The organism is Pseudomonas nitroreducens, assembly GCF_024170165.1.
Lineage (GTDB): Bacteria > Pseudomonadota > Gammaproteobacteria > Pseudomonadales > Pseudomonadaceae > Pseudomonas > Pseudomonas nitroreducens_C.
Genome location: NZ_JALJXP010000014.1, coordinates 141,600 through 157,848 on the forward strand (window position 1 = coordinate 141,600; position 16,249 = coordinate 157,848).

8 protein-coding genes are annotated in these 16,249 nt (G+C 68.3%); 6 read left to right on the plus strand and 2 right to left on the minus strand.

The annotated features are described in order from the left end of the window. Positions 1 to 55: 55 nt before the first annotated feature. Positions 56 to 673 (minus strand): glutathione S-transferase family protein, encoded by a 618-nt coding sequence (locus J2T47_RS24560; RefSeq protein ID WP_253452676.1) that lies wholly within the window; start codon positions 671 to 673, stop codon positions 56 to 58. Positions 674 to 801: 128 nt separating this feature from the next. Here J2T47_RS24560 and J2T47_RS24565 point away from each other — a divergent pair, with 128 nt between their 5' ends. Next, positions 802 to 1,692: a LysR substrate-binding domain-containing protein gene (locus J2T47_RS24565; RefSeq protein ID WP_253452678.1), complete on the plus strand. Its 891-nt coding sequence runs from the start codon at positions 802 to 804 to the stop codon at positions 1,690 to 1,692. 83 nt (positions 1,693 to 1,775) lie between these two features. Here J2T47_RS24565 and ppk2 read toward each other — a convergent pair whose 3' ends face one another. Continuing rightward, positions 1,776 to 2,594, minus strand: coding sequence for a polyphosphate kinase 2 (gene ppk2 / locus J2T47_RS24570; protein WP_437181012.1), 819 nt, complete (start codon positions 2,592 to 2,594; stop codon positions 1,776 to 1,778). Positions 2,595 to 2,861: 267 nt separating this feature from the next. Between ppk2 and recC the strand changes: the two genes are divergently transcribed. The 5 genes from recC to J2T47_RS24595 all read left to right on the plus strand — a co-directional run bounded on the left by recC (position 2,862) and on the right by J2T47_RS24595 (position 16,147). Next, a complete protein-coding gene (gene recC, locus J2T47_RS24575) occupies positions 2,862 to 6,329 on the plus strand; it encodes an exodeoxyribonuclease V subunit gamma (RefSeq protein ID WP_253452680.1) in 3,468 nt (1,155 codons plus the stop codon). Next, the gene (gene recB / locus J2T47_RS24580) at positions 6,326 to 10,012 is read left to right on the plus strand and encodes an exodeoxyribonuclease V subunit beta (RefSeq protein ID WP_253452683.1); all 3,687 of its coding nucleotides are present in this window, start codon (positions 6,326 to 6,328) and stop codon (positions 10,010 to 10,012) included. The genes recC and recB overlap by 4 nt, the downstream gene beginning before the upstream one ends. Next, positions 10,009 to 12,033 (plus strand): exodeoxyribonuclease V subunit alpha, encoded by a 2,025-nt coding sequence (gene recD / locus J2T47_RS24585; RefSeq protein WP_253452685.1) that lies wholly within the window; start codon positions 10,009 to 10,011, stop codon positions 12,031 to 12,033. The genes recB and recD overlap by 4 nt, the downstream gene beginning before the upstream one ends. Before the next feature lie 92 nt (positions 12,034 to 12,125). After that, complete coding sequence (locus J2T47_RS24590; RefSeq protein ID WP_253452687.1) at positions 12,126 to 14,972, plus strand: ATP-binding protein; 2,847 nt, start codon at positions 12,126 to 12,128, stop codon at positions 14,970 to 14,972. Next, positions 14,951 to 16,147, plus strand: coding sequence for an EAL domain-containing response regulator (locus tag J2T47_RS24595; RefSeq protein ID WP_253452689.1), 1,197 nt, complete (start codon positions 14,951 to 14,953; stop codon positions 16,145 to 16,147). Before J2T47_RS24590 ends, J2T47_RS24595 begins: the two co-directional genes overlap by 22 nt. Positions 16,148 to 16,249 lie beyond the last annotated feature (102 nt).

Consider the following 16,249-nt stretch of genomic DNA (forward strand, 5'->3'; position numbering starts at 1 on the left):
ACTCCCGGCGCGCCTGGGACCTATCGCGGACGGAGTCCGCTCCTACCTCAAGGCATCACACCGGCGGAAAGGCTTTGAAAACCTCCAGCGCCTCGGCCTGCTCCGCCCAGTCGCGCACCGCCGGGTAGCTGTCCGCCGGGATGTCTGCGGAGTGCAGCAGCTGCACGAAGGTCCAGGCTACGGCGATGCTCAGCCCGGCCTGGTCCAGCGCTGCGCCGGCGTCCAGCGAAATCCCGCGCAGTTCGCTCTCCAGTTGCGCCAGGGCGGCGTGCAACTGCTGGTCGACCCGCTCCTGCCAGGTGGCGAGCTGCTTGTCCTGCGGCCGCTGCTGCTCGTAGTAGCGCTGCACCGCCTTTTCCATGACCGCCAGGGCCAGCCCCAGCAAGCGTGTGGCGCGCACCCGGGCGGCCGGCTCGGTGGGCATCAGGCTGCGCCCGGCGAGATGTTCGAAGCAGTCGATGATCAGCGTGGAGTCCATCAGCACCTGGCCGTCGCCCAGCACCAGCGTCGGCGCCTTCACCACCGGATTGATGCCGCGGAATTCTTCATAGGTGCGGAACACCGACAGCGACTGGTGGCTGAACTCGATGCCGAGCAGGCGCAGGGTGATGGCGACACGGCGCACGTAGGGCGAGTCGAGCATGCCGATCAGGTGCGGAAGCTTCTGTTGCATGGGCACATCCTGTTAGGGGAAATTGCAAAGCGGCTGGCGCGGTATTCCGCGCGATGGCCATGAATCTAGCGGCTTTGGTCGCTGGGAAATAGCGACTATTAATGACCAATCTGGTTAGGAAAACTTACATGAGCGCATTGCCGCCGCTCTCCGCACTGCGCAGCTTCGAGGCCGTGGCCCGGCTTGGCAGCGTGACCCTCGCTGCCGGCGAACTGCACGTCACGCATTCGGCCATCAGCCAGCAGGTGCGCCAGTTGGAGAGCCTGCTGGGCGTCACCCTGCTGCAGCGCGAGGGGCGGGGCTTGCGCCTGAGCGAGGAAGGCCGTCTCTACGCTCTGCAGATTCGCGGCGCGCTGCGTGATATCGCCGAGGCGACTCGCCTGGCGAAGGCGCGTCCGGGCGAGGATGAACTGGTGGTGGCGCTCACTCCCTCCTTCGGCCAGAAGTGGCTGCTGCCGCGCCTGCCGGGCTTCCGTGCGACTTATCCACAGTACCGCCTGCGCCTGCTGGCCAGCCTGGAAGTGATGGACCTGCGCCAGGGCCTGGCCGACGTGGCGATCCGCATCGGCCAGGGCCACTGGGAAGGGTTGGCGCAGGAATACCTGTTCGAAGATGAAGTGGTGGTTGTTGCCGCGCCGGACTTCAACGGTGGGCGTCTGCCCCGGACGCCAGCAGAAATCCTCCGCTGCCCGCGTGTCACCGGCTTCGAGTCCTGGCTGGGGTGGTGCCAGGCGGCGGGCGTGGCAGTACCGCAGGAGGCGGCGGAGTTCGTGGTGAATGACTCGAACCTGAGCATCGAGGCGGTGCGCATGGGGCAGGGGATCGGTCTTGAGCGACGCAGCCTGGTGGCCGGCGCGCTGGAAAGCGGCGAGCTGGTTGCGCTGAGTGATCTGCGTGTGCCCTACGGCTTCCCCTACTGGCTGGTCTGGCCCGAGCGCGAGGCGACCCAGGCCAAGGTGGCGGCCTTTGCCGGATGGTTATCGGGGGAGGTGGGGCGTTACCTGAAAGACATCGCCTGAGGCCGGGCAGTCCGCTCCTGCAACAGCCTGCGAGGCTCGCTGCCTGCTCTGAGGGGGCCGACTCGCGCCGGCCCTGGCCTGCCTCAGAAGACTTCTTCGATGTAGTGGATCGGGTAGTCGGGGCTCTTGTACTTGCCGATCCTGCCGCGCTTGGGCAGCTTCACTTCCTCGCGCGGGAGGGATTTATACGGCACGTGCTTGAGGATGTGGCTGATGACGTTCAGGCGCACGCGCTTCTTGTCCTCGGAGGGCGCGACGATCCAGGGGGCCCAGGGCGAGTCGGTGGCGGCGAACATCAGGTCGCGGGCGCGGGTGTACTCGTCCCAGCGGGTGAAGGACTTCACGTCCATCGGCGAGAGCTTCCAGATCTTGCGGCCGTCGGTAATGCGGTCCCTCAGGCGGCGCTCCTGCTCCTCGGGGCTGACCTCCAGCCAGAACTTCAGCAGGATGATCCCCGACTCGGTGAGCATGCGCTCGAACAGCGGCGTCACGGCGAGGAACTTGTCCGCCTGTTCCTCGGTGCAGAACCCCATCACGCGCTCGACGCCGGCGCGGTTGTACCAGCTGCGGTCGAAGATCACGATTTCGCCGGCGGACGGCAGGTGCTTGATGTAGCGCTGGGCGTAGAGCTGGGATTTCTCCCGTTCGGTAGGCGTGGGCAGGGCCACCACGCGGAACACCCGCGGGCTGACGCGCTCGGTGAGCGCCTTGATGGTGCCGCCCTTGCCCGCACCGTCGCGGCCCTCGAAGATGATGCAGACCTTCAGGCCCTTGCTCACCACCCACTCCTGCAGCTTGACCAGCTCCACCGACAGCTTGCGCAGGTGTTCCTCGTAGTCCTTGTTCTTCATCTTCCCGGTCTGTTCGGGGGCCGGGTTCTTTGCCTTGCTCTTCTTACCCATCATTTCCTCCATGGCTGGCCTGGAACGGCCGTGGAATCAGCATAGCCGTTAGCCGGAGGAGCGAACTGTGAAGCAGTCAGTTTCGAAAATGTAGGAGAGTCCCGGTAGCTCATGGGTTTAGGTGAAGACAGGTGTCAGGCGTTTCGCTGTGGTGGCGGAATCCTCCTGTCGGGTGGGAAAAAAGGCTGCTGCGGCCCGCGGTTTTTGGTGAAATGCCGCTCATCCCTCGCGGTGCGTCAGCGCCGCCCGCCCGTTCCTGGAGACGCTATGACCGAGCAGCGACTGACCCCCGGCCTGATGGTGATCCATGGCAACCATCCGGAAGCGCTGCGTGACCTGCTGGTGCAGTGGATGAGCCGGCATCCGCTGGCGCCGCTGGAGAACGAAGTCATCCTGGTGCAGAGCAACGGCATCGCCCAGTGGCTGAAGCTGGCGCTGGGGCGCGACGTGGCGGATGGCGGCTGCGGCGTCACCGCCGCGCTGGACGTGCAACTGCCCGCGCAGTTTCTCTGGCGCGCCTATCGCGGCGCGCTGGGCCGCGATGAAATTCCCGAAGTCTCGGTGCTCGACAAGGGGCCGCTGACCTGGCGGCTGATGCGCCTGCTGCCGACGCTGCTGGCGCGCGACGAATTCGCCACCCTGCAGCGCTTCCTCGCCGACGACGCCGACCTGCGCAAGCGCCATCAGTTGGCCGAGCGCCTGGCCGATCTGTTCGACCAATACCAGGTCTACCGCGCCGACTGGCTGGAGGACTGGAGTCGCGGCGTCGACCAGTTGCGCCTGGCCAACGGCGGCGTACGCGAGCTGGAGACCGACAACCGCTGGCAGGCTGCGCTGTGGCGCGCGCTGCTCGATGATGTCGGACCCGAAGGCCTGGCCACCAGTCGCGCCGGTGTGCACGGACGCTTCATCGAAAAACTGAAGAACGCCGGGAACCTGCTGCCCAACCTGCCGCGCCGGGTGGTGGTGTTCGGCATTTCCGCCATGCCCGCGCAGACGGTGGAGGCGCTTGCCGTGCTGGCGCGCCATGCCCAGGTATTGCTCTGCGTGCACAACCCCTGTCGCCACCACTGGGCCGACATCGTCGCCGACAAGGACTTGCTGCGCCACGAGTACCGTCGTCAGCGCCGTCGCGCCGGCACCCCGGAGCTGCTCAGCGACGACCAGCAGCACCAGTACGCCCAGCCGCTGCTGGCGGCCTGGGGCAAGCAGGGGCGCGACTACATCAACCTGCTCGACCAATACGACGACCCGGAAAGCTACCGCGCGCGGCTGGGCGCGGTGAGCAACGGGCGCATCGACCTGTTCAGCGAGGTGGAGCCGGGCAGCCTGCTCGGTCAGTTGCAGGACGACATCCTCGAACTGCGGCCGCTCAACGAGACCCGCGAACACTGGCCGGCGGTCGACCCGCAGGCCGATGACTCGGTGCGCTTCCACGTCGCCCACAGCGCGCAACGGGAAGTGGAAATCCTCCACGACCAACTGCTCGCGCGCTTCGACGCCGATCCCACGCTGCGCCCGCGCGACGTGATCGTCATGGTTCCGGACATCAACCCCTACGCGCCGCACATCGAAGCGGTGTTCGGCCAGATCGGTCGCGACGACAAACGCTTCATCCCCTACACCCTGGCCGACCAGGGCCAGCGTGGCCGCGAACCGCTGCTGGTGGCGCTGGAACACCTGCTGCGGCTGCCCGACAGCCGTTTCGCGGTGAGCGAAATCCTCGACCTGCTGGACGTCGCCGCGGTGCGCGCGCGCTTCGGCCTGGCTGACGCCGACCTGCCGCTGCTGCGCCGCTGGATCGATGGCGCCGGCGTGCGCTGGGGCCTCGATGGCCAGCAGCGCGAACGCCTCGGCCTGCCCGCCGCCGCCGAAGCCAACAGCTGGCGCTTCGGCCTGCGGCGCATGCTGCTGGGCTTCGCGGTAGGCGAGGGCGACGCCTTCCAGGGTATCCAGCCGTATGCGGAAATCGGCGGGCTCGACGCTGCCGCCCTCGGCCCGCTGGCCGGGCTGCTCGGGGCGCTGGAGAAGGCTTGCGACCTGCTTGCCGAGGACGCCGACGCGGCGACCTGGGTGCAACGCCTGCGCAACTTGCTGGAAGACTTCTTCCAGGTCACCGATGACCATGACGAGCTGTTGCGGCAGAAGCTGGTGGACCTGCTCGACGACTGGCTGAAAACTTGCGAGTACGCCTGTTTCACCGACCTGCTGCCGCTCTCGGTGGTGCGTGAGGCCTGGCTCGGCGGCCTGGACGCGGGCGGCCTGAACCAGCGCTTCCTCGCTGGCGCGGTGAGCTTCTGCACACTGATGCCGATGCGCGCGATCCCCTTCCAGCTGGTCTGCCTGCTGGGCATGAACGACGGCGACTACCCGCGTCCGCAATCGCCGCTGGACTTCGACCTGATGCGCAACGACTACCGCCCCGGCGACCGTTCGCGGCGCGAGGACGACCGCTACCTGCTGCTCGAAGCGCTGCTCTCGGCGCGCCGCCAGCTCTACGTCAGCTGGGTTGGCCGGAGCATCCGCGACAACAGCGAGCGGCCGCCGTCGGTGCTGGTCGGCCAGTTGCGCGACCACCTCGCCGCCGGCTGGCACGGCACCGACGGCAGCGGCCTGCTGCACGGACTGACCCTGGAGCACCCGCTGCAACCCTTCAGCCGCGCCTATTTCGATGCGCCCTCGGGGCAGGGCATCGATGGCCTCTATACCTACGCCCGTGAGTGGCGCGACGTGCACCGCGAGCACGAGGGCGAGGCGAACGACGCGCCGCTGTCGCCGCCGGTGCTGGACGCACCCATCGGTCTGCGCGTGCTCTCGGACTTCCTCGCCAACCCGGTCGGCGCCTTCTTCCTGCAACGCCTGAAGGTGCGCTTCGGCGAGGAGCAACTGACCGGCCAGGACGAAGAACCCTTCGAGCTGAACGGCCTGGACGTCTGGCAGTTGCAGTTCGAACTCTGCGAGCGCCTGCGTCCGTGGGTGGAGCAGCACTGGCAGGCTGACCAGCTGGCCGGGCAATTGAGCGCCCAGGTCGAACGCCTGCGCCGCGAGGGCCGGCTGCCGCTGGCGGCCTTCGGGGACTTCTCCGCCCAGGCGCTGGTAGCGCCGCTGCATGACCTGCTGGCGCGTTATCGCGAACAGCTGGAGCACTGGTCGCAGGTGGAAGACGAACAGCGCGAGCTCGATCACCAGCACGCCGGCATCGAGCTGGCCGACTGGCTCGGCGGCCTGCGTCGCAACGCCGACGGCCAGCTCGCCAGCCTGCAACTGGTCAGCGGCAAGCTGCATGAAGGCAAGGGCTACAAATGGCATGGGTTGGTGCGCCCGTGGGCGCGCCACCTGGCGCTGCAGCTGTGCGGAGAGCCGGTGACCAGCGTGCTGGTCGGCCTGACCGGCACGCTGGAGTTACCGCCGCTGCCGGCGCAGGAAGCCCGCGCCGAACTGGATGCGTTGATGGATGCCTGGTTCCAGGGCATGAGCCGCCCGCTGCCGGTCGCCTGCAAGGCGGCGTTCGCCTGGCTGGCCGCTGGCGATGACGAAGACCGCGCGGCCCGCGAGGCTGCCAAGCGCTATGACGGCGGCTTCAACCTGAGCGGCGAGGCGGCGTCTTCTCCGGCGCTGGCGCGGGTCTACCCGGACTTCGCCGCGCTCAATGCCAGCGACGAATTCGCTGCCTGGGCGGAAAAACTGTACGGACCGCTGTTCGCGATTCTGCAGCGCAAGGAGGAGGCCGTATGAGTGCCGTCGAGCTCAACCCTCTCGACTTCCCGCTGCATGGCAGCCGGCTGATCGAGGCCAGCGCCGGCACCGGCAAGACCTTCACCATCGCCTTGCTCTACGTGCGCCTGGTCCTCGACCACGGCGGCGAGCAAGCCGCCTTCGGCCGGCCGCTGAGCCCGCCGGAAATCCTCGTGGTGACTTTCACCGAAGCTGCGACCCAGGAACTGCGCGAGCGTATCCGCGCGCGCCTGGGTGAGGCCGCGCGTTGCTTTGCCGAGCCCGAACAGAAGCACGACGGCCTGCTGGTGAAGCTGCGCGACAGCTACGCCGCCGAGCGCTGGCCCGGCTGTGCACGCCTGCTACGGCTGGCCGCCGAATGGATGGACGAGGCCGCCGTCTCCACCATCCACAGCTGGTGCTACCGCATGCTGCGCGAGCACGCCTTTGACAGCGGCAGCCTGTTCACCCAGGACCTCGCCGCCGACCAGAGCGAACTGCTCGCCGAAGCCGTGCGCGACTACTGGCGGCGCAACTTCTACCCGCTGGGCGTGGCGGCGGCCAACGCCGTGCGCCATTGCTACGCCGGCCCCGAGGCGCTGGCCCGTGCCCTGCAACCGTTGCTGGCGGCGCAGGAGGCCGGCTTCCGCTACGCCGACCAGCCGCTGACGGCCCCGGCCTCGCTGGCCGAACTGCTGGAGGACACCGGCCGGTTCTACGATGAACTCGCTGCTGCCGAAGCGCACGCCCGTGAAGCCTGGGCGGCGGATCGCCAGGGCGTCGCCGAACTGCTGCGCAACCTGCGCGGCGAACTCAACGGCAACAGCTACCGCGGCAAGGATGACGACGCCGTGTTCGCCGGCTGGATCGAAGCGCTGGATGCCTGGAGCGAAGGCGCCGATGCACCGGACAACCTTGCCAAATTCGGCCAGACGCGGATCAAGGTGAAAGCCAAGGCCGTGGTGCCGGAGCACCCGGCGCTGCTGGCCATCGATGCCTGGGTCGAGCGCTCCGAGCAGCGCCCGGAGATCGCCCCGCAACTGCTGCTGCACGCCCTCGGCGAAGTACGGCACAACCTCGAAGTGGAAAAGCAGAAGCGCGCTGAACTGGGCTTCGATGACCTGCTGGTGCGCCTCGATCGCGCCCTGGCCGGCAGCGGCGGCGAGCGGCTGGCCGAACGTATCCGTGAGCAGTTCCCGATCGCGCTGATCGATGAATTCCAGGATACCGACCCGCTGCAGTACCGCATCTTCGAACGCGTCTACCGCATTTCGGAGAACCCGAGGAACCTCGGGCTGTTCATGATCGGCGACCCCAAACAGGCGATCTACGCCTTCCGCGGCGCCGATATCCACACCTACCTGCGCGCTCGCGCCGCGACGGCCGGGCGGCACTACACGCTGGGTACCAACTACCGCTCCACGCTGGCGATGGTCAATGCCGCCAACCGCTGTTTCCTGTTTGCCGAAGGCCACCCGCGCGGCGCGTTCCGCTTCGCCGTGGAAGGGCAGGAAAACCCGGTGCCGTTCCTCAACGTCGAAGCACGTGGCCGCGATGAAACACTGTTGCTGGAAGGCAGCGAAGCACCGGCCATGACCTTCTGGCAGTTGGAGAAAGGCGGCGAAGTCTGCCGTTCCGGTGAGTACCGCGAGGCAATGGCGGCGAGCAGCGCCAGTGCCATACAGCGCTGGCTCAGCTCTGCGCAGAGCGGCTTCCGTGACGCCGATGGCCAGTGGCGTGCGCTGCGTCCGGCGGATATCGCCATCCTCGTGCGTGGCCGCAGCGAGGCCGAAGCCGTGCGCAGCGAGTTGGCAAGGCGCCGGCTGGCCAGCGTCTACCTGTCCGACCGCGACTCGGTGTTCGACAGCCCCGAAGCCGTCGACCTGCTGCACTGGCTGCGCGCCTGCGCCGATCCCGGTGACGATGGCGCCCTGCGCATCGCCCTGGCGACCCGCAGCCTGGCGCTGGACTGGGCGACCCTGGAGCGGCTGAACCAGGATGAGCGCTTCTGGGAAAACATGGTGCTGCGCTTCCGTGACTACCGCATGCTCTGGCAGCAGCAAGGCGTGCTGCCGATGCTGCGCCGCCTGCTCGCCGACTTCGCCCTGCCGGCGCGCCTGCTGCGCGAAACCGACGGCGAACGCAGCCTGACCAACCTGCTGCACCTGGCCGAATGGCTGCAGCGCGAGGCCGTGGAGCTGGACGGCGAACACGCCCTGCTGCGGGTGCTCGCCGAGCAGCTGGAGAGTCCGTCCAGCGAGGAAATCCTCCGCCTGGAGAGCGACGCCGACCTGATCAAGGTGGTGACCATCCACAAGTCCAAGGGCCTGGAGTACCCGCTGGTGCTGCTGCCCTTCATCTGCACCTGGCGCGAACTGGACGGCAAGAGCGGTACGCCGCCGAGCTTCCAGTCCGGCGAGTCGCGGGTGGTCGAACTGTCCCGCGACAAGGAGCTGGCCAAGGCCGCCTTCCAGCTGGCCAACGACGAGCGCCTGAGCGAGGACATGCGCCTGCTCTACGTGGCCCTGACCCGTGCGCGCCACGCTGTTTGGCTGGGCATGGCGCCGCTGGTGATGAGCAACAGCAGGAACCCGGAACTGCACAAGGGCGCCATGGGCTACCTGCTCGGCGGCGGCAACGCGCTGAGCGTCGAGGACGTGAGCGCACGCCTGGGCGAGTTGCAGGCCGGCCAGGCGGAAATCGCCCTGGAGCCGGTGCCGGAAGTCCGCAGCGAACTCTTCGTCGGCGCACCGGCCGGCGAGCTGGGCGCCGCCCGCGAACCGCGTCGCCGGGTGGCGGAGAAATGGTGGATCGCCAGCTATTCCGCGCTGGCCAATCTGGCGTCCGCGGGGGCCACCGAGGACGACAGCGACATCGCCCCGGCGCCGGCCGCCGACGAACCCATCAGCGCCGGCGAAGACCTGCTGCGCGAAAGCAGCCTGGAAGAGCACCGGGAACTGGAAGCCGTGCCCGCGCCCTTCAGCCTGCACGCCTTCCCGCGTGGCGCGAACCCCGGCAGCTTCCTTCATGGCCTGCTCGAGTGGGCTGCCGACGAAGGCTTCAACCCCGACGAAGCAGCGCTGCGCGACCAGATCGCCCGGCGCTGCACCGTACGCGGCTGGAAAGAGTGGATCGAGCCGCTCACCGGCTGGCTCGGCCAGTACCTGCGCACGGCTTTCCGCGTCCCCGATGCGGCGCCGGTCAGCCTGGCCGGGCTGATCACCTTCCAGAAGGAAATGGAGTTCTGGTTCGCCACCCGCCACGTCGATACCCTGCGCCTCGACGCCGCCGTGATCCGCCATACCCTCGGCGGCGTGGCGCGGCCGACGCTGCAGGCCAACCTGCTCAACGGCATGCTCAAGGGCTTCATCGACCTGGTGTTCGAGCACGAGGGCCGCTACTACGTGGCCGACTACAAATCCAACTGGCTGGGCGCCGACGACCAGGCCTACACGCAAGAGGCGCTGCGCGAGGCGCTGCTGGAGCACCGCTACGACCTGCAGTACGCGCTCTACCTGTTCGCCCTGCACCGGCTGCTGCAGGCGCGCCTGCCCGACTATGACTACGACCGCCACATCGGAGGCGCGATGTACCTGTTCCTGCGCGGCAGTTCCTCGACGACCCAGGGCATGTACCTGGAGCGTCCGCCGAAGGCGCTGATGGACGAGCTGGACTGCCTGTTCCGCGCGGAGGTGCCGGCATGAGGAACAGTGCTGAAATGCTCGAACTGATCGGCCGCTGGGCCGAGTGCGGCTGGCTGCGCGAGCTGGACCGCGCTTTCGCGATCTTCCTCGTCGAGCGCGCGCCGGACGCCAATCCGCTGCTGATCCTCGCCGCCGCCCTGGCCAGTCACCAGCTCGGCCGTGGACACGTCTGCCTCGACCTGGAAGCGACGCTGGCGGACAGCCGCTTCGCCCTGTCGCTGCCGCCCGAGGGCGACTCGACCAAGGACGTACCGGAGCTGCCCAGCGTGCTGCTTGACGGCTTCGATCTGGAGGCCTGGCGTGCCGTGCTGAACGATCCGCGCCTGGTCGGCGACGGTCCGGGCGATACCCCGCTGGTGCTGTCCGGCCGTCGTCTGTATCTGCGCCGTTACTGGCAGTACGAGCGCGAAGTGCGCGCCGGTATCGACCAGCGTCTGCAACAGGGCGCTGCGCTGCGTGCCGGGTTGCCTGCGGCACAGCTGCGCCAGGCGCTGGATGCGCTGTTCCCGAAAAAAACCGGCGCGCCCGCGGACTGGCAGAAACTTGCCTGCGCGCTGGTCGCCGGCAACGCCTTCGGCATCGTCACCGGCGGCCCCGGCACCGGCAAGACGACCACCGTGGTGAAACTGTTGGCCCTGCTGCAAAGCCTGGCACTGGGGGAGGGCGGCCGGCCGCTGCGCATCCGCCTGGCCGCGCCCACCGGCAAGGCCGCCGCGCGTCTCAACGAATCCATCGCCGGCGCGGTGCAGCGCCTCGACCTCGCCGGGCTGGCCAATGGCGAGGCGGCGCGGGAGGCGATCCCGACGGAAGTCACCACGCTGCACCGCCTGCTCGGCAGCCGCCCGGACACCCGCCAGTTCCGCCACCACGCCGGCAACCCGCTGGCGCTGGAGCTGCTGGTGGTGGACGAAGCCTCGATGGTCGACCTGGAAATGATGGCCTCGCTGCTCGCCGCACTGCCGCCGCGCGCACGGCTGATCCTGCTCGGCGACAAGGATCAGCTGGCCTCGGTGGAAGCCGGCGCGGTGCTCGGCGAGCTGTGCAGCCGCGCCCGCGAAGGCCACTACCGCCCGGCCACCCGCGACTGGCTGGAAGCGGTAACCGGCGAATCGATTGACGCTACGCTGCTGGACACCTCCGGCAGCGACCTCGACCAGGCGGTGGCCATGCTCCGCCACAGCCACCGCTTCAGCGCCGACAGCGGCATCGGCCAGTTGGCCGAAGCGGTCAATGCCGGCGCTATCCCGGCCTTGCGCCAGGTGTGGAAGGCGCAGCACGAGGACCTCGCCCGTATCGCCGTGGACGCCCGGGAAACCCGCAGCCTGCGTGATCTGGTGATCGATGGCGGGCGCGGCGGCGACCTGTTCGGCCCGGTCGGTTACGCCCACTACCTGCGCGTGGTCAGCGGCGCGCGCCCGGCGGACAGCGCCGGTCAGGCGGCGCTGGATGCCTGGGCCAGGACGGTGCTGGAAGCCCACGGCCAGTTCCAGTTGCTCTGCGCATTGCGTCGCGGGCCATGGGGTGTGGAAGGGTTGAACAGCCTGATCGGCGACCTGTTGCAACGCGAAGGATTGATTCCCTCGGCGAGCGGCTGGTTCGCCGGTCGTCCGGTGCTGGTCACCCGCAACGACTACGGCCTCGGGCTGATGAACGGCGACATCGGCATCACCCTGGCGCTGCCGCAGACGGCCGACGACGGCTCGGTGCGCTGGGTGGCGCGCGTGGCCTTCCCGGCGGGCGACGGCACCGACGCCATCCGCTGGATCCTGCCCAGCCGCCTGCAGGCGGTGGAAACCGTGTTCGCCATGACCGTGCACAAGTCCCAGGGCTCGGAGTTTACCCACGCCGCGTTGCTGCTGCCCGACAGCCTCAACCCCATCCTCACCCGCGAGCTGGTCTACACCGGCATCACCCGGGCACGGAAGTGGTTCACCCTGGCCAGCGCCGGGCGTGGCTGGCAGGTGCTGGAAGCGGCGACGGAACGGCGGGTGCAGCGGGCGAGCGGGTTGCTGGATGGTTGAGGGCTGAGCCTGGTTGAGCGACGGCTCGCATTTCCACGCTTTTTAGATTTGTCTGATGTCCGCCTGGCCCGCTTTTCGCCAGGCTGGCGGCCATGAAATTAAAGCAATTCCTTCGCCGCCAGGATTCGTCCTTTTCCACCCCGAAGGCCGCCCGGAAACTCCTTCGTCTGCTGGCCTGGGTGGTGATCGCCTGCCTTTTCTTCACCTTGAGCCTGTTCCTCGCCGCGAGCTTCAACAGCGAAGTGTCGCAATTGCGCCGGCAGATGAACGCGGCCATGTACGAGGCCCAGGACTACCTCGGCCAGCGCGAGGCGCTGCTGGAGCACATCAGCCGCGGCGTGACCTGGAAGGCCCGTGAGCCGCAGCTGCAATGGCGCCAGCTGAACGTAGCGGTGCCACCCTTCGAGCAGGTCTTCGTCACCCTGGGCGAGCCGGGGTCCAACTGGAGCCTGGCGCTGTCCGGCCGCGATCTGTCGGAGATGGAAGCCAAGCGGCTGAACCTGATCTATGTCTCGCCTGCACCGGCTCGCTCGGTCTCGCGGCTGTATGGCGCGCCGGCGCTCAATGCCGTGGTGCCGCCCTCGGTGCTCGAAGCGCTGGGAAAGCCCGGAACACCGAAGGAAGAGCGCCAGGTACGCTGGCTCGCCGACCCGACCGACCCGCAGACGCGGCAGTACCTGTTCACCCGCGTGACCAGCGAGCAGGACAACGGCTGGCTGGGCCTTGAGCTGTTCGGCGCTGACCTCTCGGCGGCACTCGGCGTGCCCGAGGCGGGACGCTTCCTGCTGCTGGACCGCGATCACCGGACGATCCTCGGCAGCGCCGTCACGCCGCAGCTGGGCCTGCAGTTCAGCGACCTGTGGAATGGCGACAACTTCGCCTTCAGCGGCCCCGGCCTGTTGCCCAGCCACCTGGCGCTGCTCAAGCACCTGGGCAGTTCCGACTGGTCGCTGGTCTACTATTTCAACCTTTCCGAGTTGCTGGTGCCGATGTGGCCGCGGGTGCTCGCCTCGTTGGTGCTCCTGCTCGGCTGCTGTCTGCTCGTCTGGGCGACCTGCCGACGCATCAACCGCCGCCTGATCGGCCCGGCGCAGCACCGCCTGGCCGCGCTGGTGGAGAACGAGAGCTTCTCCCGCGCGATGATCCAGACCGCCCCGGTGGCGCTCTGCGTGCTGCGCCGCAACGACGCCGAGGTGGTGCTGGAAAACCGCCTCGCCCAGCAGTGGCTGGGCAGCGGTGATGAGCGCCGCTACTGGAGCCACGGCTGGCTGGAGCGAGGCTTCAGCAGTGGCGAGGAAGGCGGTTCCGAAGAGGTGGAAACCCACACCGGCCGCCACCTGTACCTGAGCTACACGCCGACCCGCTACAAGGGCGAGGAAGTGCTCTGCTGCGCCTTCAGCGACATCAGCGCGCGCAAGCAGACCGAGGCGGCGCTGGCGCAGGCCAAGCACCTGTCCGACAGCGCCAACGAAGCCAAGACGCTGTTCCTGGCGACCATGAGCCACGAGATCCGCACGCCGCTCTACGGCGTGCTCGGCACCCTGGAGCTGCTCGGCCGCACGGCGCTGGACCACCAGCAGTCCGGCTACCTGCGGGCCATCCAGCGCTCGTCCTCGACCCTGCTGCAACTGATCAGCGACGTGCTCGACGTGTCGAAGATCGAGGTCGGCCAGCTGGGCCTGGAGCCGGTAGAGTTCTCGCCGCTGGAGCTGACCCTCGACAGCATCCAGTCCTACGCCGCCTCGGCTCGCGCCAAGGGCCTGCAGATCTATGCCTGCTGCGACCCGCAGATGCCCGATCGGATGCTCGGCGATGCCACGCGCATCCGCCAGATCCTCAACAACCTGCTGAGCAACGCGGTGAAGTTCACCGATAGCGGGCGCATCGTCCTGCGCGTGCGCAGCGAGCCCGGCGAGGGCTGGTACGACACCCTGCACTGGCAGGTGGCCGACACCGGCATCGGCATTCCCGGCGACCAGCAGGAGAACCTCTTCGATGCCTTCTACCAGGTCACCGGCAACGTCCGCATGGCCGGTGGTACCGGCCTCGGCCTGTCGATCTGCAAACACCTCACGGAGCTGATGGGCGGTCAGTTGCGGGTGGTCAGCGACGTGGGGCTGGGCAGCAGCTTTTCCCTCAGCCTGCCGCTGCCATGCGTGGACCGACAGACCCCCAGCGAGCCCCGGCTGAGCCACACTCTGGTCTGGGTGCATGCGCCGACCCGTGAGCTGGCCGAGAGCCTCTGCGGCTGGATCACCCGATGGGGTGCGCGGGCCCAGGTGGTGGCCTGCGACCAGCCGCTGGAGGAGGACGCTTCCAGCGTGCTGCTGGACTTGCGCTTCCATCCCCATGACCGCAAGCCGCTGTCCTCCTGGCGCGGCCGGCGTGTGCTGGTGAGCGACCTGGGCGGTGAGCTGCCCCGCCAGGAAGGCAGCGACTGGCATGTGGGCCGCTACAACCTCGACGGGCTGCGCCGTGCCCTCGCGGCGGCGCAGGGCTGCTCTGGCAGCGAGCTGCCGCTCCTGGCCGAGCCCCTGCCCGATATCGGCCTCGGCCTGCGCGTGCTGGTGGTGGAAGACAACCCGATCAACCAGCTGATCCTGCGTGACCAGCTGGAAACCCTCGGCTGCACGGTCGAGCTTGCCGTCGATGGCCGGCAGGCGCTCACCCGCTGGCTGCCGGATGCCTTCGACGTGGTACTCACCGACGTCAACATGCCCCATCTGAACGGCTACGAGCTGGCCCATGCGTTGCGCCAGCGCGGCTATCGCGGGCCGATCATCGGCGCCACCGCCAATGCCATGCATGAGGAAAACGATCGTTGCCTGGCGGCCGGCATGAACCTCTGCCTGCTCAAGCCGGTGGACCTGCGCACCCTGCGCCACTGCCTGACCAGCCTGCCTGCGGAGGTGCTGCCATGCGACACCAGCGAATCCTGATCGTCGAAGACCAGCCCTTCCAGCGCGAGTACCTGCTCAACCTGTTCCGCGATCAGGGCGTTGTGCACCTGCATGCCGCCGAAGACGGCGCCGAGGCGCTGCGCTGGCTGGAGCAGGAACGCTTCGACCTGGTGGTCAGTGACCTGATGATGCCCGGACTGGACGGCGTGCAACTGATCCAGCGGCTCGCCACGCTGAGCCAGCCGCCGCTGCTGGCGATCATGAGCACCTCCTCGCGCACGCTGATGGGCAGTGCCTGCATGGTGGCCCGTGCCCACGGCATCACCGTGCTGGAGCAGATCGCCAAGCCCGCCAGTGCTCCGGTGGTCCGCCGCCTGCTGGAGAAGCTCGTCTCGCGTCTGGAACGCGAGGATCAGCGCCGCGCGCCGAGCATTCCCGCCCCCAGCCGCGAAGAGCTGGAGCAGGCCCTTGCGCAGCGGCAGCTGTGCGCCTGGTTCCAGCCCAAGGCCTCGCTGATCGACGGGCGCATCGTCGCCGCGGAAGCGCTGGTGCGCTGGGAGCATCCGCGCCATGGCGTGCTGCACCCCGGCAGTTTCATGCCTGCGCTGACCGCTGCGGGCCTGGACGAAGCGCTGCTCTGGACGGTGCTGGAACAGGCGCTGGAGGTCCAGGCGGACTGGGGCCGGCTGGGGTTCCACCTGTCGGTGGCGGTGAACCTGCCGACCTACTTGCTGGACGATCCCGAGCTGCCGGATCGGCTTTCCGCCTTCGTTGCCGCCCGTGGCGGTGTGCCGGCGCAGATCGTCTTCGAGCTGCTCGAATGCAGCAGCACGGCGACCCCGGCCAACTACTACGCCGGCACCTGCCGCCTGCGCATGAAGGGCTTCGGCCTGGCCCAGGACGATTTCGGCCAGGGCTACAGTTCGCTGTACAACCTGGTGTCGACGCCCTTCACGGAGTTGAAGATCGACCGCGCGCTGGTGCATGGCTGCGTGGATGACGAAGGGCTCGCGGCGGCGCTGGAGAGCATCGTCAAGCTCGGCCGGCAGCTGGGACTGGAAGTGATAGCCGAGGGCGTCGAGCACCCTGATGAGCTGGCCCTGCTGCGCCGACTGCGCTGCGATTGCGCCCAGGGCTTCCTGTTTTCCGAAGCGGTACCGCCTGCGGTGTTCACTCGCCAACTGCTCCAGGAGCGCTCCGTCATGGCCCATTGACTCACGTCAGGCACAGCGCCGATGCCTGGACGCCCGGCGGCCACTGCGCGGCCCACGGGTCGCCTAATGCCGTACTCACATCTAGTCTGCTGGTATCCGGCG